Source organism: Virgibacillus sp. LDC1 (genome assembly GCF_025792345.1).
GTDB lineage: Bacteria > Bacillota > Bacilli > Paenibacillales > Paenibacillaceae > Paenibacillus_AQ > Paenibacillus_AQ lautus.
On the sequence record NZ_JAOXLZ010000002.1, the window covers coordinates 142964 to 163708 of the forward strand.

Sequence of the window (20745 nt, forward strand, 5' to 3'; positions counted from 1 at the left end):
AATAGTAGGTGAACTTAATCTTGGTCTCTAATTAAGAATCTTATGTTCATGTTCTACGCCTTCTATTCGTTCAGATTTATGGAGTATATCCCGCCAGTACGGGACAAATGTGACCGCGAAGCTGATAAATTGTATATTCTTCCCCTTATCAAAAAATGAAAGAGCAGTCCGCATGGGCTGCTCTTTTTCTTCATTTCTCTTATAACACATACGTACCTATAAACTCTGTTACTTCCCTGTCATATCCCTGGGGATCGAACTGGCGCGCCATGCCGTGACCCGCTTCGGGGACGATGAACAGTCTTTTGTGCTCCGGACCATTCTCATACAGCTCATACACCATCTCGGTAGGTACGAACAAATCGCCGCCGCCATGAATGAACAGCGTCGGTGTTTTGGATTTCTTGACCTGCTCCAGTGCGGATGCTTCGCCGAAGGAGTATCCGGCGCGAATCTTGGTCAACAGGCTTGTGGATTGAACCAGCGGGAAGGACGGAAGCTTATACATGCGCTTCAGCTGATAGGTCAGCTCATCCGTAACCGAGGTATACCCGCAGTCCTCCACTATGGCTTTTACCTGGTGAGGAAGCTCTTCGCCGCTGGTCATCATGACCGTTGCACCGCCCATGGACACGCCATGAAGGACGACTTGAGTGTCTTCACCCGTATGCCCGATGACTTGATCAATCCATTTCAGATAATCTTTGCGCTCCGGCCAGCCGAAGCCGATGTAATCGCCCTCGCTTCGTCCATGGCCGCGCGCGTCGGGCAGAAGCACGTTGTAACCCAGGTCCTCATGGTACATTTGGGCGAACCCGCTCATCTGCTCCGAATGACCGGAGTAGCCGTGGGCAATGATAACGGTTCTATCCGTTGATACCTTGGCAGGTAAATAGTAAGCATGCAGCTTCAGACCGTCGTCTGACGTAAGGTTCCATTCCTCGAAGCTCTGCTGGGCCCACCAATCCTTGCTGTCCGCAAAGGGATTGTCGATATTGGAGTTGGCTTCCAGGTCCGGGTTACCGTTCAGAAAGCCTTTGTCGGCGCGGGCAATAGCGACATTATAGAAGTAGAAGCTTGCTGCGATAATAATGACAACCAGAAATGCGATGATAGCTGCTGACATGATTTTAATCCTTTTTTTCATGTTGATTGTATATCCTCCCGTATCCGTAGAACACGATGAATGAAGGTGATATGGAAGGCATTTGCCGATACGAGATCGTTCCTTCCACCTATCATATCGCACGCGCCCTGATTAATCTATATCGCGGATCACGTTCGTTTCGCGGGTGTTACATCAATCCTATCGGTTGGGGTAGCCTAAATATAAAGAGCTGCAGCAAGGAGGCGAGAGAGAATTATGAACAAACGCTTCATCAGCCTATTTCTTGCCGTCGTTACGGTTATGGGTGTACCGCTGCCGTCCCATGCGGAGGGGAACTATTCCTCGCCGAAGAAAGATAGTGCGCAGCTGCAATATCAGGATATGCTGATGCTATTTCTGCTTCCTCATATCGATGAGGCGGTTCGCGGGCATTATATCCATACGTTGAAGGAGCAGCCGCTGGTTTATCCATACTTTGTAGATGTGACCGGAGTGAAGCGGGTGAACGGATTCCGCGGTTTTCATTTCATCATTACGCTTGAGGCCAGCCCAACGGTCGGTCCCCATATTTCGGTTGGAAAGGATCGGCTTGTGTTTGAAGTGGCTCCGACGATTCCCGGCGGTATGGTCAAGCTGGTGGAATACAAACATCTGGAGACGTATGAGCTACCCCCGCATTGGCAAGATATCGTGAAGTAACAGCGGCGAAACCGATCCAATGTCAAAAAAACAAGCAAACGCGGTTCGCGCGTTTGCTTGTTTGGCATGGGGATCATGATGGAGCGTTTAATCGGGTGTCACACCCTCCAGCATTGAAGCAGCAGGAAGGGTACCTGCAATGATTACCAGCTCTCGTAAACCGGCCGATCCGGCCCGGGTTCGGCCTGGATCCAGCCGATAGCGAGCAGAACGATGATGGCGATGAAGGCAGCCGGCAGTACCCATTTCCAGGCATATGCAAGCATGCGTACTGCCGGGGACATCAGGGCAAGTATCAGCCCGATCAGAACCACGCTGAATAGGTGAATCCCTGGCGGCAGCATGAGGAACACAATATGAAAGACCGAAGTGAACATCAGAACAGGAATCAGGGATGTTCCCAGTACGACAGCCGGATGGTTTAAGGATTCGATCGGGTCCCGGGTAAATGCCGCCCATGCCAGTGCCGCGTAATGGACCAGCAGCGGAATCGCAAATAAATAACTTGCGCCCGGCAGGAACCAGGTTGAGCCGATAAGCAGCAGCAGGAACAGGAACGCGCCCGCCAGCAGCATCTCCATCTCATTGGCTTTCCGCACGATCCAGCGGGTGAAGGCAACATGAACGATGAACGTTACCAGGATGAAGCTGACACTGTACAGGAGTGAATCATAGGTTGCGCCTGTGGGCTGCGTCATTTTGCCTGCCCATAACGTATCAACTAGCGACCATAAGCCAAAGCTCAGCGCTGTCGAGAGAACGACGGCCACAATCGGGGTTAAGAAGCTGATCAAACTTCTCTTGAGGGAGAGTCTGGAGATACGGGCAAACAGTGCTGTGAAACCCAGCCATATCGCCGTGAACACCAGGGTGATCGGGATCGCCCATTTTGCAGGGTAATGAACCAGCAGCCCAAATAGATTGAAATAAATACGGTCGCTTGTTGAAGTTAGGTCAGTCAAGTCGAGATTGCCAAAATGTTTGGCCACGGCGAGCGCGTTCTCGCCTTGGTGCTGCATCGTCTCTAGGGAGACGTTCTCCGTGTTATCCATCGGGGTATGATAGGCCACCCACCCTTCGCCATAGGCAAAGTTCAGTCCCGGGAGACCATGCTCAAGCGCCACCGTCAGATCGGTATCGTTTGGCAGTTGTTTGTAGAGGTCCACCAAGAGCGAGTTGCTGACAGGATTGGATACGGCCCGGGCGTATTCTTCAATGATCCGACTATTCCTGTCGCTGGTCTGGAACATGAAGGACGAACCCTTTGAACCCCGGGCTTCAAAATTCGCGATCATGCCAATCTCACGATGTGCCGGGTCCTGAAAGAACACCTCAGCACCAAGCAGACCTCTCTCCTCCCCGTCTGTCAGCAGAACCCATATGTCATTCTGCGGCGGAGGTCCGGCTTGGATCGCTCTTGCCGTCTCTAGCAAAGAAGCTACGCTTACCGAAGCATCATTGGCCCCGGGTCCGGTAGGGACCGAGTCATAGTGGGACATAAGCAGGAGCGGTTTGCCCGATCCGGTGCCCTTAATGACGCCGAGAATGTTCGTAAGCTGAATGTCGGCGTCGATGTACTTGGTTGTCAGACGGCCATTAAATTCTTGAACGTCCGGGTTCAAGCCGAGCTCCTTCATCTGTTCCACCAAGTAAGCTCTGACTTCCGCATTGGCAGGCGAACCCATCGGATGGGGCTCTTGTGCGATGCGCTCGACATGCGCCATCGCGCGTTCGGCAGAGAACTCGGTTGCGGGCGCATCGATATTTCTGGCTTCCGGCGGCTTCTCGAACCACAGCATGAGGGAGATAACGAGTATGACGGTGAGGATGGTTGTAAGCGGCAGCCAATAAGGAGGTCTGTAATCCGGCGGTCTACTCAATTGAATTTGCATGATAAATACTCACTTCCTTTTATGATCATTCAGGCGTTTCGTGAAGCGATCTTTCATCTTATGTAAGAAATCGGCTCTTACACAGCGTAGTTCCAGAATATGACATGTGTCAATATAAGATTGAGAATGATCAGCATTCCATGCTTAACACAAAGCAAGAGCCTCCATCAGAATGGAAGCTCTTTTGATTTATATTCAATATTCATTTTTTCATACCACGCGTTCAGACCGGTCCAGAGCTGTTCGCAAAGCTCATACACATGATCGATCTGGAGAAGCTGACCCCGCATCACCAATTGTGCCAGCTCATCGTATCCCGAAGGCCTGGATTTCAGGGACAGTGATTCCTCCAATGTTTTGGCTCTTGTATTGTAAAACGTACGGTTGGCAAGTCCAATCAGCTTGGCCGTCTGCCAGGTCAGGTCCTTGGCTCCAAGCGGGAGGTAGCCTAGGTTGCCGGATTGGACGTTGTTTCGTATTTTACCCATCGTTTCGTAGGGTTCCCAGATCATGAATTCCCGCATCGTTTCTTTGATGGCTTCGTCCGAAACCTGGAGGGGCAGCTTCCGAATCTCAGCGAGCAGGTTCGCCGGATCATAGATTTCCTGTAGATGGACATAAGCGCCCGCTGTAATCGCCCATGAGTCGTCCACCGACGCTGCATCCTTGAATATGTCCTGTTTTTGTTCCATGCCGATTTCGACTTTGAAAGGGGGATATATGAATTCGTGCCCGGGCAGGGAGACTCCGTCCTGTGTAACAACCCGGAGCTCAATGTCCGAGTAAGGACCATCAATCCCTGGTGCAATCGAACCGTACAGGCCAATGGCCAGAATGTCATCGCCGTGCAATTGAAGCAGCCGGTTTTTGATTTGATGAATGATGTTCATTTTCTCTTCTCTGGTCGTAGCCGCAGGATAAGGTAACATAAGGAAATCCCCTCCGAAGAAAGTTAGTTATCTATATTATAGTATACATAGAACGGTTGTATTAGGGGGTGACGGGTTATTGAAGTTTAAGAGAGTTCTGTCTTTGTTCGTCTTGGTGATGGTGATTGGGTGTTCTAGTTTGAGCAAGATCGAAGTGCCTGAGGAACTGCTCGCGGCAGGAGAAGATGAATTACGAATTCATTATTTCTATGAAGATGCCAATGCCGCGAAAGAGCCGGATGAGCAGGCGCATGTTGTATGGTGGAGTGAAGAGGTTCATATGTCCGATGCCGACAAAGAGGCTTTACAGGCTACCACATTACATAATGTAAGGGACGAGACCGTTAGGCAAAAGGCCGATGCTGTAGGACTAACCAGATTTCCGATGGTTGTATTGGTGAATGATAAAGAAATCGTCTTGAAAACGGATGACTTGAATGATGTTATAGATTTTCTTAAAAAGAACAGGCAGGGGTCATAATATTCTTATTCCTTTGCACCATATTATGGTAATATATCCTTGCGGAATGTGCGGGAGCTGCCGCATCCGCAGCCAATCTATAGCTGAGGTGAGAAGAGATGAGAAGAGATGAGCAGAGTCAAGGCAAGACCAAACAGGAATTGGACCGGGTTGTATTCATTGGCCGCACGTTTGACGAGTACACGCAAATGTTTGATTTGGAAATGTCGGAGCTTGCCGGCAAAAGGGTATTGGATTGCCCTTCCGGTGCGTGTTCGTTCACCGCTCACGGTTCGAAGCATGGAATCGATATAACGGCCAGTGATATTGCGTATGATCATAAGCTGGACGACCTGGAGGCCAAGGGACTGCAGGATATCGGGCACGCGATGGAAACGATGGAGCAAGCGAAGAGCAATTATGTCTGGGACTATTATGGAGATGTGGAGGGGCTTCGTCGGCATCGCGAGCAAGCGCTCCACGACTGCGTTCAGGATATGAGGGAGTTTCCGGATCGCTATGTCGCTGCGGTACTGCCGGAGCTGCCTTTTGATAACGAACAGTTTCACCTGGTGCTATCCGCCCATTTTCTGTTTATGTACAGCGACCGGTTGGATTATGACTTTCATGTCCAGACGGTTCGGGAGCTGCTGCGAGTGTCCTCGGAAGAGGTGCGCATCTTCCCGTTGACCGATTTATCGGGGAGCCGCTACGCCCATTTGGACCGCCTGATTCATGAACTGAAGGCAGAAGGCTTTCGGGTAGAGGAAGTCAAAGTGCCATATGAGTTTATGAAGAAAGGCAATTCGCTGTTAAGCATTCGCAAGATATAGAATGAGCGTAAAATACGGGAGGGGGTCGGCAATGCCGGCCCCCTCTTTTGCGCGGATGTCCTTTTCAGAGAGGACGCGCTTTACTCCTCTGTCTGTTCTAATTCTTCTGTCTGACAGGTGCACGGAGAATGGTTTTCATGGAGGGGGCTGCGGCTTTTCGTGGATCGGACAAATAAATCTCATGATGCAGCCCGTCCTGGTCGTAATGATGCTGTTTCATGTAGGCATACATTTTCGCCAGCGTATCCGGCTCTGTGCTGTAGGGGCCGATATGCATGATTTGGACGCATAGTCCCTCATGGATCGTTTCCAATACCACCTGCTGAATGGGTTCCAGATGATTTTTCTTGGAAAAGGCCTTGTCCCGCGCGGAACTTACGATCTCCGGGGTGACGAACGCCGGCATCCGAATGAGCAGCTTCCAATGCCATTCCTCTTTCGGAACCTCCAAACCGTACCGATCCGAGTTCACCCACCATTGCCCTTCAAGTTTGGGAACGGTAAAATCCTGAATTTCCGCCTTGCAATGTCCCTTAACGCCATAGGCAACGGTATAAAGCGCCTCGGTAGCATCCTCGAAAAGAGAGCTTTCAGGCGCGCCTTGACCTTCGAATGACAGATAGGGCAAGGGATCAAACTGCACAAGCTCAGGGGTGTTCCCGGCGGTGTAATAGGTTTTATCGCTTTTGGCCAGATCGAGTTTAGGTAGGGTCATACGTAAATCTCTCCTTTATGGTCATGATTTACGCCTATCATAAACCAACTTCACTGACTGCATAGGAGTCAGTGAAGTTATCTGAAGTTATCGAAGGATCAGTCCTCGTAATATGCGGCCAGGTCTCGGGCCGTCTCGGAAAGAATGGTTCGCAGCTTCAGAGGCTCAAGTACATTAATTCCTCTGCCAAAAGAAAGCAGCACATAAGGCATGTATTGCAGCATCCAATCCGGATGCATACGGAATTCGGCCTCGTCGTCAGTTCTTCTAGTGACAAGATAAGGCTGCAGGAACCACTGGTTGCATATCGCGTCCAAGACCTCGGTGCGACCTTGAAGGCGAACGGTCACCAACGTTGGTTCCATCGCCTTCGTCTTCGGATTCTGATCCTGGTACTCATGAATACGGCTCATGTAGTCATGTACCGAGAAATGTTCCGGCATTTCAAATATGCGGCCTGTTAACGATAGGCTGTTCATCCGGTCTACCCGAAACACACGGAGGGCCTCCCGTTGATGGCAATAGGCAATCAAATACCATTTGCCGAGCCGGTAGATCAGCCCATAGGGATCAATATGGCGCTCCTCCGCGGAGCCGCTGAAGGACTTCGCATATTGAAGGATCAGGGTTTCCCGTCTGGCAACGGCTTGCTCTAACTCGCGCAATATGGGATGAAGCAAGGCACTTTGTGATGGCGATGGGATATGGATGCTGCCGACATGGCGCCGCAAGTCTTCCAATTGGGATTCCTGAAGCCGGTGCTCAATTTTGGTGAGTGCTTTTTCAAGCGCATCCGTAAACGGATAGTCCGCTTGCCGGGCAAGAAGCGCGCTGTGTTCCATGGCTTTAAGCTCGGTTGGTTCGAAGAACAGCGGCACGCTTAAAAAAGAATCCGGCAGCCTGAACCCCCCGCCATGTCCCGATTCGGATATGATGGGGACCCCGCTCATACCCAGTGTGTCGATGTATCGGTAGACCGTTCGGACACTTAACTCAAGTCTCTCCGCCAATTGCTCGGCTGTCATTTTTTTATGCGATCGAAGCAGCCATAGGATGGATAACAGATAGTCCAGCTTAGCCATGGACAGCACTCGCTTTCTTCATGTTATTTAGGTTATATCCGGATCAATGAAGCTATTATAACCATCCATGAGGGGGTGTGATCAAGGGGATGAGGCCGGGATTTCAAGAATAACAAATAACAAAAGTTCAATATTGATATTGAATGATGGTTTGTTATAATGTGTTCAACAGAGAGGGGGCGTGAAGATGGGCATTTGGGCTATAATGGAAAGCTCCAGTGCTCATTGAACCTATGTCACATGACCAGCCATTAACGAAAGAAGCCATATTGGATGCTGCCGAGCAGACGCTTCGGCGCTATGGCCCCGACAAGACCTCGGTTGTCGATGTTGCCAAGGCGCTTCAAGTGAGCCATGGATCTTTATACCGGCATTTTCCCAGCAAGGCCGCTCTGAGAGAAGCCGTAACGGAACGGTGGCTGCAGCGGATTGCGGATCCGTTACAGAAGATTGCAGACGGAACGGAAGGGAGCGCCGCTAATCGCTTGCGGTTATGGACGGATACCCTCATCCGGGCCAAACGGGCTTATGTCCTCGAGGATCCCGAGATGTTTGCCATGTATACAACCGTGACGCTGGAAGCCGTCAAGGTGATTGATACGCATGTAAAGCTGTTAATCGGACAGATTGCCCAGATCATCGATCATGGGATGTTTGTCGGTGAATTTAAGCCTGGTCAGTCGGAGTCAGTGGCAAAAGCCTTTTTCATGGCAACGTCCCTGTTTCACCATCCGGCGCATGCCTCTCAGTGGACCTCGAAGGAGATTGAAGCCGAGTTTGACTCGGTGTGGACGCTATTGTTATCCGGAATCACGAAACAGTAAAACAGGCTAGATTAATAGCAAGGGGGAATAAGGATGTGCTCGAGTCCTCCGTTATACGACACCACATAGCACGTCGGGAGCTAACGCGGTGAGATCACCCCCTACGTTAAAAAGATGCTATTCTTGGCGATACTCGCATGGGATAGCGTCTTTTTTTGTTCTCACTCCATTACAAATGACAAAAATATAAAATTGTCACTTGTAATTTGTTATACGGAGACATATAATCAAATTACAAAAAGGACATACAGATCAGAGGATCATCTGATGAGATTTTCGTGCACCTAATTCCTATGCGGGAGGTTGTACCATGACAAAGAGTTTATCGGGCAAGGTAGCTATCGTAACGGGAGCATCCAGAGGCATCGGGCGTGAAATAGCGGAGAGGCTTGCGGAGAACGGGGCTAAGGTGGTTGTAAACTACGCGAGCAGTCCCGCTAAAGCTGAGGAAGTGGTGAGCGCCATTAAGCAAGGCGGCGGCGAAGCTCGGGCCATTCAAGCCGATATAAGTCAGGTAGCAGCAATTGAACGTTTGTTTAGTGAAACGATCGAGGCTTATGGCGGAATCGATATTCTCGTGAACAATGCCGGCATCATGACAACCAAGCCGATTGCGGCCATGACGGAGGAAGATTTCGATCAGCAGTTTGCGATTAACGTGAAGGGAACGTATTTCGCGATCCAGCAGGCCTTTCACCATATGAACTCGGGCGGCCGCATTATCAATTTCTCGACGTCGGTAGCTGGACAGATGTTTCCGGCATACAGCGTATATGCAGGCACGAAGGGCGCTGTGGAGCAGTTTACGCGTCAGTTAGCCAAAGAATTCGGACCCAAAGGAATTACAATTAACGCGGTGGCGCCGGGGCCGATTAATACGGAGCTATTTACCGTAGGTAAGTCGGAGGAACAGATTGCGGGGATCGTGAGCATGAACTCCTTCGGACGCCTAGGCGAACCGGATGATATTGCAGGGGTCGTGCTGTTCCTGGCAAGTGAAGAATCGAAATGGATCACGGGTCAAACGCTCCGCGTGAATGGCGGGTTTGTGTAATATCGCTGCTATGGCAAAAATAAAAATGCACCGGGATTCCCGGTGCATTCTTCATTTACGGTAGATCGCGCAAAGGCGCCATAATTACCTGTAACATATTCTTGAGCCTAAGAATTTTCCTCCTGAGAGCGCTATCTCCCTCAAGGCAATCACAGCACTCAAGACACTTACAGCATTCAAGACACTTAATCCAGGTCCTTCCACTTCAAGTCCAGCGTCGGAGGCGTGTAGCTATCCATGAGCTCAAGCAGCTTGAGCGGGTCATCGGAGATGTTGATCAGGTTTAAGTGGGAGGCATTGGAGAAACCTTCCGTGATACTGTACTGAATCAGCTTCATGAACGGTTCATAATACTCCCGGACATTCAGCAGTCCGATCGGCTTCTGATGAATTCCGATTTGCGACCAGCACAATGCCTCGAACAATTCCTCAAAGGTTCCAAAACCCCCCGGGATGGCGATAAACCCGTCGGACAGTTTCGCCATCGTCGCTTTGCGCTCATGCATATCCGCTACTTCAATGAGCTGGGTCAGCTCGGTATGTACAATCTCCCCTTTAAACAGTCCCCTCGGCATGACACCGATAACTTCACCGCCATGCTGCAGAACGGCATTAGCTACTTCACCCATCAATCCGATTTTGGAGCCGCCGTAAACGAGCTTGTATTGGTTGTGGGCAATGTGTTGGCCGAGCTCGGAAGCTTTCGCTTTATAGTCTGGATGTTCCCCCATGTTCGATCCCGCAAATACGCATATCGTTTTCAATTCGCACACTCCTTGACAAGATGTTGATATTTAATCTGTGTAATTATACTATATATAGTGATTTATGTCATGGCATCGATGGACTATATTGTTAATGATCATCAGATGGCACCCTCTTATCTTATGGCATACATGTTAGCATTATCATGAGTTTGTTCTTGAATTGTGTAAAAAGTAAAGGTTAAGTCATCCCAGGGAATCGCGGAGGTAGCACAAGTATGGATATGAATGAAGCACAGCAGTGGATTAAACAGTTTTACGGGGAGCGAGGCTGGACCCAGTACGGTCCCTTTATTCGCGTTGGGTTTTTGATGGAGGAGACAGGGGAAACAGCGCGTGCCGTCCGCGCTTATGAGATCGGCAGGGACCGCCCCGACGAGGAGGTTCAATCCAGAGAACAGCTCAAGCAGGATTTGGTGGAGGAGATCGGCGACGTGCTCGGCAACATTTCACTGTTGGCGGATCTCTATGACATTTCGCTGGAAGAAGCATTTACGGCCCATCAGCAGAAGCTGCTGAAGCGGTTTGGTTCGTAAAGGTAATACGCTAGTTCCTGTTTTGCATCCCATTGACGAGGCTGCCTCCCCAGGAATGATTCGTAACCGAAGGGGGCATTGTTACGGCAAAACTTACGAGGTAAAAGGCTGCTCCAGGTCCCTTGGACCTTTTGGAGCAGCCTTTTTTGACATGTTGCCGTGGGATAAACCAATAAGAAGTCTTACGTTACCAGGACCTTGCGGAATTCCTCCGTCAGCAGCGGGACGATATCGAACAGATCGCCGACGATGCCGTAATCGGCTACCTTGAAGATCGGTGCTTCAGGATCTTTGTTAATGGCGATAATAACCCGCGATTGGCTCATGCCGGCCAGATGCTGGATGGCGCCGCTAATGCCGCAGGCAATATAGATCTCGGGCGTGACCACTTTGCCGGTCTGTCCGATCTGGAGCGCGTAATCGCAGTAGCCGGCATCACAGGCTCCGCGCGATGCGCCGACGGCCCCGCCGAGCAGATCCGCGAGCTCCTCCAGCGGCTGGAAGCCTTCCGCACTCTTCACGCCGCGACCGCCGGAAATGACGATTTTGGCTTCCGAGAGGTCGATTTTACCCGTGGCCTTGCGAACGACGTCCTTTACCACGGAGCGGAGGGAAGGAGCCGGGTAAGCGATGTCCTCAATGCTGGTGCCAGCCCCCTCGATGGCTTCCGCGGCGGGAATATTGTTCGGACGGACCGTGACCACCCACGGTCCGTTCTGGAAGACACGTTTCTCAAAAGCTTTACCCGCATAGAGCGGACGTGTGAACACCGCTTCTCCACCTTCGGCCTCGATCACGGTTACGTCGGAGATCTGTCCGGCATTCAAGGAAGCAGCCACCAGCGGTGCCAGGTCGCGGCCGATCGCCGTATGTCCGAATAGGACGGCATCTGGCTGCGCTTGACCGATGACCGCTTCAATGGCCGTCATATAAGCTTCGGGATTGTAGCTCTCCAGATCATCATGCTCAACCGTATAGATCGTATCGGCACCGTAGGCTTTCAGGGCCGATACGGCCTCGGTAATATTCGAGCCTGCGACCAGAATGCGGATGCTGTCACCGTCACCAGCAATCAAACGAGCCGCGCCAAGCGTCTCGAGGGCAACCTGGCGCAGCTTCCCATCCCGGTTCTCGGCATACACTAATATCGTTTTGCTCATATCATAACCTCCTAGGATCCATTGAGATTGAAGTGAAGAGAGTTTGACGATTGAACCATCCTGAGCAACCTAGGCGAATTCAGGAGATTTCCTCCGACCGCTGCTGCTCGGATTCGCGAAACGTATCAAGCGAAAAGCGTGCATGACGGACATCCCGTAAACCATACAATCAGAATACATAAGGAATGATGACATGGCTCTCTGTCGGCGCTGTGTAACCGCATTCAATAGCAAGAGTCAAAGGGGCACATCCGTACACCCGCTCATTAGATCACTTTCGACTGGGTGCGGAGCAAGGATACCAGCTCATGTGCCACTTCGGCAGGCTCGCCCTTCAGAATGCGTCCGGCACTACGCTCCGGCGGCAAGGACAGCTCGCTTTGCTTCGTTGCCGGCTGGATATCGGCCTCCGATAACCCGAGATCATCCAGGGTCAACGTCTGAAATGGCTTTTTCTTTGCCTTCATGATGCCAGGCAGCGATGGATAGCGGGGTTCGTTCAATCCCTGCTGTGCCGTGAAGATCGCTGGGAGCTGAACTTCCAGCACTTCAAGATCGCCTTCCGCGTCCCGATGGACTTCAGCCGTGGTACCGTTCAGCGTAAGCTTGGTAATGGAGCCGGCATGCGAAATACCGAGAAGGCTCGCCAGGCGAATGGCCACCTGACCCGAACCGCGGTCCACGGAGAAGTTGCCGCCAAGGATCAGATCCGGGCTTTCCTTGGACAAATACGCATGCAGCACCTTCGATACCGCATATTCATCGTCCGGAATTCGCTCGTCGGAGATCAGCACGGCATCATCGGCGCCCATGGCCAGCGCCGTCCGCAGAGCCTCTGCCGTACGATCCGGTCCGACGGATAGGAGTGTCACGCTGCCGCCGTGGTCATCTCGCAGCTTCACAGCTTCCTCCACCGCATACTCGTCATACGGATTGATGACGAATTTCACCCCATCCTCGGCAATCAATCCGTTCTCAATCGTAATTTTTTCCTCCGTGTCAAAGGTCTGTTTAAGCAATACCACAATCTTCATCGGTTAAACGCTCCCTTCAATTATGAATATCAGCGGGGCTTATTGACCGCCGGAAACACCGTTCAGGAAAAAGCTAAGCGTCTCATCCGCCTGATCGGATAAAGAATACTTGCGGCCGGAGATCAGCCAAGAGGTTACCGCTTCGTCCATCGCGCCAAAAATCAGGTTGCGCACCAGTTTGACGTTCAGATCGGAACGGAATTTCTGTTCTTTGATGCCCTGTTCCAGGATATTCTCGATCAGCACAATATATGGCTTCAATGCGCTGCCGATTTCCTTGCGCAGCTCCAGATCGCTCTGCCGCAGCTCAATCTGCGTGACATAAGCAAGCTCAGGATTGCTCTCCAGCTCCGAAAAATGGATGCTGCACACCGTCCGCAGCGCTTCAACGGCATCCGTGGTTCCTTCCACGCTTTCGTGGAATTTGCCGACCAGCTCGCCAAGCTTCTCCTGGAACAGGCGGATCAGGATATCCTCCTTCCTCTTAAAGTATAAATAGATGGTGCCGTCAGCCACGCCGGCAGCTTTGGCGATCTTAGAAACCTGGGACCGGTGGTAGCCGTTCTCGGCGAATACTTTCAGGGCGCCCTGGAGAATAAGGTGGTATTTTTCATTTTTTTTACTTGTCATATGCTCACCCCGGTGTTAGAATACAGTTAAAATTATGAATGAATACTCATTCATTTCTTGTATCCATCATAAAATACGTTCATGTCGTTGTCAACGATGGGTTACGAAGAAGCGCGAAATGGATGAAGCAGATGGATCAGAGCAGCAGAATAAGGCGTTCATATCAGAGCAATAGACGGCAGTTCAACCGGAAGAAACAAGTCACTGGGTATCCGCAGGCAAGTACAGATGAGAGCGATGTACGGATGAAGAGATGCAGCCAGAAACGATGAAGTTCGGTTTAGCGTGGTCGGCACGGCACGATGTGGAGGTCTATTTTCGTTCCTCTAATGAAAGCGCTTCATATATGTCCCGACATGAACACATGACAAGAGGTTTCGGAAGGAGTGACAGGAGCTTCGCAAAATGAGACGCTGCACCAGACTATCAGAAGAAAGAAGGATTTTTAACGCAAGGGGCTGAGAGGGATGATTCTGACATTAATCAACGCGCTGCTCTTTGTCTTGATCACCGGTTGGGCGGTGTATATGTTCGCCACCGTGGTGTATCGCCGGTACCTGTATATCCGTTTGGGCAAGCCAGCGAATCTGAAGAAGGATCTGAAGGAACGCCTGAGCCAATTCGCCATCCAGGTATTCGGACAGAGCAAGCTGTTTAAGGATCGCAAGAGCGGCATCATGCATTTTATCGTGTTTTACGGATTTATCATTTTGCAGTTCGGTGCGCTCGACATCATCTGGAAGGGATTGTCCGGCCACAGCCTGCCGATTCCGGGGCACGCCGGCTTTATCCTCATGCAGGAGATTACGGTTGCGCTGATACTGCTCGCTATCGGTTATGCGGCCTATCGCCGCTATGGCGAGAAGCTGAAACGGCTCAAGCGGGGCTGGAAGCCAAGCATAGTCGTGTTTTTCATCACCACGCTGATGGCTTCGGTGCTGCTGACGATGGCTTTTGAACGGCTCATGGAAGGACTGGCGTGGTCGGCCATGGCACCGATATCCTCCAGCATTGCGGCCGTGTTTGCCTGGATGCCGCCGGTGGCGGTTACGGTTTGCTATTACGCTTTCTGGTGGCTGCATCTGTTGATTCTGTTGTCATTCCTTATCTATGTGCCGCAATCGAAGCATTTTCACCTCATTACGGCGCCGATCAACATTCTGGTCCGCCGCACCGATCCCCCGAGCAAGCTCAGCAAGCTGGATTTGGAGGATGAAGAGGCCGAGGCATTCGGGGTAGGCAAGATTGAGGATTTTACGCAGAAGCAGATGCTCGATTTCTATGCCTGCGTTGAATGTGGAAGATGTACCAACGTATGCCCGGCCTCGAATACAGGCAAGCTGCTGTCGCCGATGCACATGATTGTGAAGCTAAGGGATCATCTCACGGAAAAAGGTGCCGCGCTCACCTCCAAATCAGCATGGATGCCTGCCTCGGTGTTTGGATCACCGGGCGTTCACTCCATGGGCGCAACGGATCTGGCCCTTGTTGGCTGGAAGGGCGAGGGCATTACCGATATCGGACCGACGATGGACGTGCAGAAGCGCTCCTGGCATCAGGTTGAGGGCGTAGACCCGAAGGACATTCAATTGATCGGCGGCGTCATGACGGAAGAAGAGATTTGGGCGTGCACGACCTGCCGCAACTGCGAGGATCAATGTCCGGTCGCGAATGAGCACGTTGACAAAATCGTGGACCTCCGGCGTCATCTTGTTCTGATGGAGGGCAGCGTGCCGCAGGAAGGCCAGCGCGCGATGCAAAACATCGAGCGACAAGGCAACCCTTGGGGAATCAGCCGCGCGGACCGGAGCAAGTGGGTGAAGGAGGTCGATCCGGAAGGGACTTTGGATCTGAAGATTCCGACTGTAAAGGAAAATCCGGATTTCGACGTGCTGTTCTTTGTCGGCTCCATGGGCTCTTACGATAATCGCAGCCGCAAGATCACCAAGGCCTTTGTCCGGCTTATGAATGAAGCGGGTGTCAATTTCGCCATTCTCGGCAACGAGGAGAAGAATTCGGGCGATACGCCGCGCCGGATGGGCAATGAATTTTTGTTCCAGCAGCTGTGCACGGAGAACATCGAGACATTCCAGAAGTACGATGTGAAACGAATCGTGACGGCTTGTCCGCATACCTTCAATATTTTGAAGAACGAGTACCCGGAGTTTGGGCTTGAAGCCGAGGTCATTCATCATACGGAGCTTCTGGATCAGCTGTTGAAGGAAGGGCGTCTTAAGCCTAAATACCAGGTACAGGAGAAAATCACCTATCATGACTCCTGTTACCTGGGACGGTATAACGATGTGTACGATCAGCCGCGCAGCGTGCTTCGCGCCATTCCTGGCGTTGAGCTTCTGGAGATGGAGCGGAATCGTGAGAACGGGATGTGCTGCGGGGCCGGAGGCGGGCAGATGTGGATGGAGGAAGACGAGGGCAAGCGTGTGAATCTGGCACGTACCGAGCAGGCATTGGCCGTATCCCCGACGATGATCAGTTCGGCTTGTCCGTTCTGTCTGACGATGCTGGAGGACGGCACGAAGCTGAAGGAAGTGGAAGAAAGCGTAAAAACGCGAGATATCGCGGAAATCCTGGAGTTATCCGTATTCGGTCTATCCGAAATCCATGAACAGGAGGTCGTTGTGCAATGAGTAATACCATTACCAAGGAATCCGTCAGCGGTTCCGGTGTCGCAAGTCGAAACATCACCAAAGCCGCCGTGATCGGCTCTGGCGTCATGGGGTCGGGGATCGCCGCCCATCTCGCCAATGCCGGCATTCCCTGCCTGCTGCTCGACATCGTTCCGAAATCCTTAACCGCCGAAGAGGAGAAAGCCGGATTGTCGTTGGATCATCCGAAGGTACGAAACCGGCTTGCGACCAAAGCCATTGCGGCTCTGCCTAAATCCAGCACAGCTCCGCTGTATAGCGCCGATTTTGTGGGCCGGATCACCCCGGGTAATACCGAGGATCATCTGAGCCAGCTGAAGGACGTGGACTGGATCATTGAGGTGGTCACGGAGCGCCTGGAGATCAAAAAAAGCATCTTCAAACAGATTGAGGGCGTGCGTAAAGAAGGGTCGATCGTCAGCACGAACACCTCCGGCATTTCCGTTAATGCGATGGTGGAGGACTGCAGCGAGGAATTCCGCAGCCACTTCCTGGGGACCCATTTCTTCAATCCGCCGCGTCATATGAAGCTGCTGGAGATTATCCCGGGTTATGACACCGATCCGGACATTACGAAGTTTATGGTTGAATTCTGCTCGAAGCGCCTTGGTAAAGGGGTTGTGCTGGCGAAGGATACGCCGAATTTCATCTCGAACCGAATCGGCACCTACGGTCTTCTGGTCACCCTGCAGGAGATGGTGAAGAACAGCTATACCGTGGAGGAAGTGGATGCGGCCACCGGTCCTGTTCTCGGGCGTCCGAAGAGCGCCACCTTCCGTACGCTGGATCTGGTCGGCATCGATACGTTTGTCCATGTTGCCAGAAATGTGTACGACTCCGTGCCGGACGGGAACGAGAAGGATGTGTTCACGGTTCCCGATGTCATGAATGAACTCGTCGCCCGCGGCTGGATCGGTGAGAAGGGCGGCCAGGGCTTCTATAAAAAAGTAAAGAGCGATCAAGGCAGCAAAATCCTATCGCTCAGCCTGTCCACGATGGAGTATAATCCGAGCGCCAAGGTGAGCTCCGCTTCTATCGAAGCCGCCAAAGCGGTGAAGGGAGCCAAGCGGAAGATCAAGGCATTCCTGGGTACGCAGGACCGTTACTCGGAATTGGCCTGGAATGTATTGAAGCAAGTGCTTGTCTATGCGGCCGACAAGCTGGGAGAGATCGCCGATTCCATCCAGGACATCGACAACGCGATGAAATGGGGCTTCAACTGGGAGCTCGGTCCATTCGAGACCTGGGATCTGATCGGACTGCCGGAATCCGTGCAGCGAATGGAAGCGGAGGGCATGACGGTCCCGGCTTGGGTAAAGGATTGGATTGCCGCCGGCAACAAGTCCTTCTATCAGCAGAAGGACGGCGAGGTGTTCCATTATTTCAAAGGCGAGTATAAGGGCGTTGAGGTTCAGCCTGAGCTGATCTCGCTGCAAGCGCTCAAATCGCAAAACCGAATCATCCGCTCGAATACGGGGGCGAATCTGATCGATATTGGGGATGGCGTTGCGTGTCTTGAATTCACCTCGCCGAACAACGCGATCGGTGCCGATATTCTGGTCATGATTCAGCAGAGCGTGGAAGAGGTTCGAGCGAATTATCGCGGGCTGGTGCTGGCGAACGAAGGCCGCAACTTCTGCGTCGGCGCCAACCTGATGCTCATGCTGATGGAAGCGCAGAGCGGCGACTGGGATGAGGTGGATGACATCATCCGTCTGTTCCAGGGCAGCATGATGAAGCTGAAGGGGTTGGAGAAGCCGGTTGTGGCCGCACCTCACCGGATGACACTGGGCGGCGGCGTGGAAGCGTGCCTGCCCGCCGACCAGATCATTTTCTCGGCGGAAACCTACTTTGGTCTCGTGGAGACAGGGGTCGGGCTCATCCCGGCAGGCGGCGGCTGCAAGGAGCTGGCGCTCATGACCAGCAACCGTCACCCCGATAAGGACAGCGACCTCCAGCCGGAGATCAACAAAATCTTCGAGATGGTGGCGATGGCCAAGGCATCGACCAGCGGACATGAAGCGATTCGCATGGGTTATGGGCGGAGCGGAGATTCGGTGGTCATGAACCAGGACTACCGGATCCATGAAGCGAAGCAAGCGGTATTAGAGATGGACCGGGAAGGCTATGTTCCGCCGCAGCCGGGCAAAGCCCGTGTTGTCGGCCGCGACGGCCGGGCCGTGCTTCAGATGGGCGCCATCGACATGAAGCGAAGCGGCTATATCAGCGATCACGATCTGTTGATCGCGAAGAAGCTGGCTTACATCCTGACCGGCGGCGATGTTCCAGCGGGAACCGTGGTGAGCGAGCAGCATCTGCTCGACCTGGAGCGCGAAGCGTTCCTCAGCTTGCTCGGCGAGGTCAAAACCCAGCAGCGCATGCAGCATATGCTGGCAAAAGGCAAGCCGCTTCGAAATTAGGGCGATGAGAGCTTCACAGCCAAGAGATAATCTATCAGTCGCAACGTACAATTCACCAAATTAACGGTGCATACAGTACACGGCGGCAGGATATCCATACTGTCGAAGTTTGATAGTGGCGGCACTTTAATCTGTATTAGCTCTATCCATTACGAATTCATTTCATGGCCGATTAGTGGCCAGCAATTATAAACGGTAATGGTTCCAACCATTTTAAGTTGATGAGGTGAATGGCATGAGAGAAGCAGTCATAGTATCCCTTGCTCGCACCCCGGTGGGGAAGGCGAAGAAGGGCAGTTTTGCCCAGACACGCGTAGAGGATCTCGGCAAAGCCGTACTGGAAGCCGTCATTGAGCGTGCGCCGGGCCTGAAAAAAGAGGATGTCGAGGACATCATCCTCGGCTGCGCAATGCCGGAAGGCGAGCAGGGCCTGAATGTTGCACGGATTATCTCGCTGTATGCGGGGTATCCGGTCACGGTTCCCGCATTGACCGTCAATCGCTTCTGCTCCTCGGGGCTTCAGGCGATCGCATTTGCGGCAGAGCGCATTATGCTCGGCCATGCCGAGGTGATCGTCGCCGGCGGCGTTGAGAGCATGAGCCATGTGCCGATGACCGGCTTCAAGCCGGCCCCGCATCCGACCATCGTGGAGGAGATGTCTGAGGTGTACATCGGTATGGGTCACACCGCGGAAGAGGTGGCTCGCCGCTTCGGCATCACCCGCGAGGCGCAGGATGCCTTTGCGGCCAGCAGTCACCGCAAGGCGGCCGCTGCCATCGCGGAAGGCAAGTTCCGGGACGAGATCGTGCCGGTGAACGTATCGCTCGCTTCGGCCGATGAGCAGGGCAAGGTGCGCAGCAAAACTTTTGCCTTCGATACGGATGAAGGGGTCCGGCCGGACACGACCCCGGATGTGCTGGCCAAACTGAAGCCGGCCTTTGCCCTCGGCGGCTCGGTTACCGCGGGCAACGCGTCGCAGACGAGTGACGGCGCGGCGGCCGTAGCCGTCATGAGCCGCGAGAAAGCGGAGGAGCTGGGCCTTACCCCGCTGGCTACCTTCAAATCCTTTGCCCTGGCAGGCGTAGAGCCGGAGATTATGGGCGTCGGCCCCGTCGAAGCGATCCCGAAGGCGCTGCGCATGGCGGGCATCGAGCTGGATCAAGTCGATGTGTTCGAGATTAACGAAGCGTTCGCTTCGCAATGCCTCCACATCATCCGCGCGCTTAATATCGATGAGAGCAAGGTCAATGTCAATGGCGGCGCCATTGCGCTCGGCCATCCGCTCGGCTGCACCGGTGCCAAGCTGACCGTCAGCCTTGTCTCCGAGCTCGCCCGCCGCGGCGGCGGCTATGGTGTCGTGAGCATGTGCATCGGCGGGGGCATGGGCGCCGCGGGGGTGTTTGAGGTGCATGCTGCTGGGGCGTAAGGAGTAGGTGGTGCAGAGTTAGGCTACCTTCCAAGCGTCTGGAGGGATATGGGGCGGGATTCTCGCAGCTGTTTAGTTTGGGTTTGAATTCGTTAGCTCAACAATGCTTCTGATTGTATTCGATAAACGATATTTAGGTTTTCGATATCAAATCTACCGATCTTCTATTGGTACATGACCAGTCTATTGACTCTGTAATGTAGTCTCAGTGCCGTGTCTGCTCCGTACGCGGACCGGATACCGCACCACTCACTCCAACCACAGGCGAGTGTAATGATAGCCGGAGGCAGGGGTTTGAACTTAGGGGATTAACTAGTTTGCGCCAACCCAGCGGAGAGGGCGGAATTGTACTGGAGAAGCGGCAGCGGTCGCCTTTGGGTTTGGATTTCTACTATTGATCAATTCATTCCCTGAAATCCAAACTCAACAGCGATCGGAAGTAAAATCCGCACGCGGAGCGACCACTATTGTGCAAGTAGTGAGATTTCATATAGCTTCCCTGCAACACCAAGG

At 52.6% G+C, this 20745-nt stretch carries 18 protein-coding genes; 9 read left to right on the forward strand and 9 right to left on the reverse strand.

Annotated elements, in window-relative coordinates:
• Positions 1 to 199 precede the first annotated feature (199 nt).
• Positions 200 to 1147, reverse strand: coding sequence for an alpha/beta hydrolase (locus OHJ21_RS21335; RefSeq protein ID WP_486021103.1), 948 nt, complete (start codon positions 1145 to 1147; stop codon positions 200 to 202).
• A 216-nt stretch (positions 1148 to 1363) separates the two neighbouring features.
• Between OHJ21_RS21335 and OHJ21_RS21340 the strand changes: the two genes are divergently transcribed.
• A complete protein-coding gene (locus OHJ21_RS21340) occupies positions 1364 to 1807 on the forward strand; it encodes a DUF3888 domain-containing protein (protein WP_100539654.1) in 444 nt (147 codons plus the stop codon).
• A 143-nt stretch (positions 1808 to 1950) separates the two neighbouring features.
• On the opposite strand, the gene OHJ21_RS21345 is transcribed toward OHJ21_RS21340, so the two are convergent.
• Positions 1951 to 3699, reverse strand: a complete 1749-nt coding sequence (locus OHJ21_RS21345) for a M28 family peptidase (RefSeq protein WP_486021104.1) — start codon at positions 3697 to 3699, stop codon at positions 1951 to 1953.
• Positions 3700 to 3866: 167 nt separating this feature from the next.
• Positions 3867 to 4628 carry a kanamycin nucleotidyltransferase C-terminal domain-containing protein gene (locus OHJ21_RS21350; RefSeq protein ID WP_486021105.1) on the reverse strand — a complete coding sequence of 254 codons (762 nt, stop codon included), beginning with the start codon at positions 4626 to 4628 and terminating at the stop codon, positions 3867 to 3869.
• Between the two features lie 139 nt (positions 4629 to 4767).
• On the opposite strand from OHJ21_RS21350, the gene OHJ21_RS21355 reads away from it, so the two are divergent.
• Both OHJ21_RS21355 and OHJ21_RS21360 read left to right on the forward strand, forming a co-directional pair.
• A complete protein-coding gene (locus tag OHJ21_RS21355; protein WP_486021106.1) occupies positions 4768 to 5109 on the forward strand; it encodes a hypothetical protein in 342 nt (113 codons plus the stop codon).
• A 98-nt stretch (positions 5110 to 5207) separates the two neighbouring features.
• A complete protein-coding gene (locus OHJ21_RS21360) occupies positions 5208 to 5921 on the forward strand; it encodes a class I SAM-dependent methyltransferase (RefSeq protein ID WP_326111769.1) in 714 nt (237 codons plus the stop codon).
• Between the two features lie 97 nt (positions 5922 to 6018).
• Here the strand turns inward: OHJ21_RS21360 and OHJ21_RS21365 are convergent, their stop codons facing one another.
• A complete protein-coding gene (locus OHJ21_RS21365) occupies positions 6019 to 6636 on the reverse strand; it encodes a GyrI-like domain-containing protein (RefSeq protein WP_326111767.1) in 618 nt (205 codons plus the stop codon).
• A 98-nt stretch (positions 6637 to 6734) separates the two neighbouring features.
• On the reverse strand, positions 6735 to 7718 hold the full coding sequence (locus OHJ21_RS21370) for a helix-turn-helix transcriptional regulator (protein ID WP_326111765.1): 984 nt from the start codon (positions 7716 to 7718) through the stop codon (positions 6735 to 6737).
• A 233-nt stretch (positions 7719 to 7951) separates the two neighbouring features.
• On the opposite strand from OHJ21_RS21370, the gene OHJ21_RS21375 reads away from it, so the two are divergent.
• Both OHJ21_RS21375 and OHJ21_RS21380 read left to right on the forward strand, forming a co-directional pair.
• Positions 7952 to 8542, forward strand: a complete 591-nt coding sequence (locus tag OHJ21_RS21375; RefSeq protein ID WP_243390893.1) for a TetR/AcrR family transcriptional regulator — start codon at positions 7952 to 7954, stop codon at positions 8540 to 8542.
• 310 nt (positions 8543 to 8852) lie between these two features.
• Complete coding sequence (locus OHJ21_RS21380) at positions 8853 to 9596, forward strand: SDR family oxidoreductase (protein ID WP_486021107.1); 744 nt, start codon at positions 8853 to 8855, stop codon at positions 9594 to 9596.
• 185 nt (positions 9597 to 9781) lie between these two features.
• Here the strand turns inward: OHJ21_RS21380 and OHJ21_RS21385 are convergent, their stop codons facing one another.
• Positions 9782 to 10360, reverse strand: coding sequence for an LOG family protein (locus OHJ21_RS21385; RefSeq protein ID WP_486021108.1), 579 nt, complete (start codon positions 10358 to 10360; stop codon positions 9782 to 9784).
• Positions 10361 to 10578: 218 nt separating this feature from the next.
• On the opposite strand from OHJ21_RS21385, the gene OHJ21_RS21390 reads away from it, so the two are divergent.
• The gene (locus tag OHJ21_RS21390) at positions 10579 to 10896 is read left to right on the forward strand and encodes a MazG nucleotide pyrophosphohydrolase domain-containing protein (RefSeq protein WP_100539662.1); all 318 of its coding nucleotides are present in this window, start codon (positions 10579 to 10581) and stop codon (positions 10894 to 10896) included.
• Between the two features lie 182 nt (positions 10897 to 11078).
• On the opposite strand, the gene OHJ21_RS21395 is transcribed toward OHJ21_RS21390, so the two are convergent.
• From OHJ21_RS21395 to fadR, 3 genes are all read right to left on the reverse strand, one after another.
• On the reverse strand, positions 11079 to 12056 hold the full coding sequence (locus tag OHJ21_RS21395) for an electron transfer flavoprotein subunit alpha/FixB family protein (RefSeq protein ID WP_486021109.1): 978 nt from the start codon (positions 12054 to 12056) through the stop codon (positions 11079 to 11081).
• 266 nt (positions 12057 to 12322) lie between these two features.
• Positions 12323 to 13090 carry an electron transfer flavoprotein subunit beta/FixA family protein gene (locus tag OHJ21_RS21400; protein ID WP_394057635.1) on the reverse strand — a complete coding sequence of 256 codons (768 nt, stop codon included), beginning with the start codon at positions 13088 to 13090 and terminating at the stop codon, positions 12323 to 12325.
• A 39-nt stretch (positions 13091 to 13129) separates the two neighbouring features.
• Positions 13130 to 13720 carry a fatty acid metabolism transcriptional regulator FadR gene (gene fadR / locus OHJ21_RS21405; RefSeq protein WP_100539665.1) on the reverse strand — a complete coding sequence of 197 codons (591 nt, stop codon included), beginning with the start codon at positions 13718 to 13720 and terminating at the stop codon, positions 13130 to 13132.
• A 467-nt stretch (positions 13721 to 14187) separates the two neighbouring features.
• Here fadR and OHJ21_RS21410 point away from each other — a divergent pair, with 467 nt between their 5' ends.
• The 3 genes from OHJ21_RS21410 to OHJ21_RS21420 all read left to right on the forward strand — a co-directional run bounded on the left by OHJ21_RS21410 (position 14188) and on the right by OHJ21_RS21420 (position 20232).
• Positions 14188 to 16368 (forward strand): (Fe-S)-binding protein, encoded by a 2181-nt coding sequence (locus OHJ21_RS21410; protein WP_486021110.1) that lies wholly within the window; start codon positions 14188 to 14190, stop codon positions 16366 to 16368.
• Positions 16365 to 18806, forward strand: coding sequence for a 3-hydroxyacyl-CoA dehydrogenase/enoyl-CoA hydratase family protein (locus OHJ21_RS21415; protein ID WP_486021111.1), 2442 nt, complete (start codon positions 16365 to 16367; stop codon positions 18804 to 18806). Before OHJ21_RS21410 ends, OHJ21_RS21415 begins: the two co-directional genes overlap by 4 nt.
• A 235-nt stretch (positions 18807 to 19041) precedes the next feature.
• Positions 19042 to 20232, forward strand: a complete 1191-nt coding sequence (locus OHJ21_RS21420) for an acetyl-CoA C-acyltransferase (protein ID WP_100539668.1) — start codon at positions 19042 to 19044, stop codon at positions 20230 to 20232.
• Positions 20233 to 20745: the final 513 nt, after the last annotated feature.